Raw genomic sequence first — 1,753 nt, 5'->3', positions numbered from 1 at the left:
GATTGAGAGTCCCATGATGGACGGATCGAGTTCCACGACCTGAATATCGCTTTTCCACGTCAATTGCTTCTGATCGCGATCGCCGAAGAACGCGTCGCGGATTGCCTTCGCGTGTTGGAAGGCTTCCAGATCGGGACCGCGTACCGGCTCGGTCGCACCGGGGATCGTTTTGTAACGCCAGGGGCGGGCGGCCGTATCCACGAACGGTGCGAGATTGCGATTGAAGAAGCCGTCGAGCACGCCGTCCTGCGCAAACAGGCGCGTGAAGTCTTCGATGCTGATGTCGCGCGGACTGCTCAGATTGAACGGATAGTTGCCTTCCACAATCAGACGGCACGAATCGCCGATGACGGCTTGCATCTGCTGCGACAGCAATTGCCCGACACCTTGATTGACTTCGCGCGATCCCTGCGAGGACAAGCCGAGAAGCACGCCGCGCAGCGGCGCAGGCAGCGTGTTCGCTGTCATGCGCAACTTGGCCGCCGCATCGCCAGCCGGCGGCATGCTGTTGTTCGCGATGGCGCTGTCCGCGACCATCAATGCCGTGTAGTAATCGTTAAGCAGATTGGTGACGCCGCCCATGCCGCCCATGCCAGCCATTCCGGCGACAGCGGCGCTCGACGTTTTGGACGCGGAATCGGGCTGCGAGTCGGCGCTGCCCGTGACGATCTCGCGCAACGCTGCGAAATGGGTATCGACGAGTTCGCGTTCTAGACGCTCGTGCGGTCTTATGCCGAGCACCTTGTTGGCCTTATCGGCAAGCTTTTCACTCGTTTGCTGCAGCAACGAGCTATCTTCAACCGGGATCGCGCGCGTCAATGTCGTCTCACGCACCACCGCATTGGCGAGCCGGGTGAGCGGGGAGTCCGGTGCCGCGAGACGGCGCAGCACTTGAAGATCGAAACCGAGACTCGTGCCGCTCACTGGGCGCAGATCGTTGAGAAAAGCGTCCCAGGTTTGCGCGTATTCGGTCAGATAGAGACGTCTGATTGATTCGGATAGCGAATCATCTGCATGCGTCAGATGACTCGCAAAATCAGCCGTTTTTTTTTGAGCCTCTTCGAAGTAAGCGCGACCCATCACCCACGTATCGTTGTTACGCGCGGCTTCGACAAACGCCTTCAGGCCCGGATCGAAGACGTTGCGATAACCGTCGAAAGTAAATAGCCCCGGCACGCCGCGCGAAAGCGGTGCGCCGCTCGCCCGCGTGAATACCGCACCCGCATCCGGTCCGACCGCACGCAGCAGCGAGAAGTCGTCGGGCGCTTTCTCGGCCATCTCGGCTTTGGCTCGCTCGTAGATGCGCTGAGTCGCGTTGGTCGAATCGAGAAATGCGCGCGCTCGTTGGATCAGGGCGTCGTTACGGATCAAAGGTGACCGCACAATACGTTCGCCCGAAAACAGTTGATCGACGTGCGCGATCATTGCGGCGCGTCCGCCAAAAACCGCGGCGCTGTCGGTTTTCGCCCAGTCGTCGAATATCCAGGCTTTGATGTCGGCCGCTTTGAAATGCGAGCCGTCGCTGAGCATCAAATACACTCGCAGCGCGTTGTAAGTCGATTCCGCATCTTGCTGCGCGATCGACTGTGAGATGACGTCTTCGATCCGCCGCACCAATTGCGGCAGCAGCAATTGCTCTTCCAGCGCGCGATAGGTGAGCCGGCTGACATCGATGACACCGGGCGCGGTATAGAGACCATAGCGGAACGTGCTGTCGGGGTGATCGAGGTCGAGTCCCGTCCACGATGGCAGC

Annotated in this window: 1 protein-coding gene; it reads right to left on the bottom strand. The window is 60.1% G+C overall.

The window, feature by feature from the left end:
• A partial coding sequence (gene tssM / locus P7F28_RS07275; RefSeq protein ID WP_277183845.1) for a type VI secretion system membrane subunit TssM occupies positions 1-1,753 on the bottom strand: 1,753 nt, incomplete at both ends.

The sequence above is a fragment of the Caballeronia sp. BR00000012568055 genome, assembly GCF_029439455.1.
Lineage (GTDB): Bacteria > Pseudomonadota > Gammaproteobacteria > Burkholderiales > Burkholderiaceae > Caballeronia.
The sequence above is the reverse complement of the archived record's forward strand: the minus strand, read 5'-3'. Positions and strand labels throughout refer to the sequence as shown.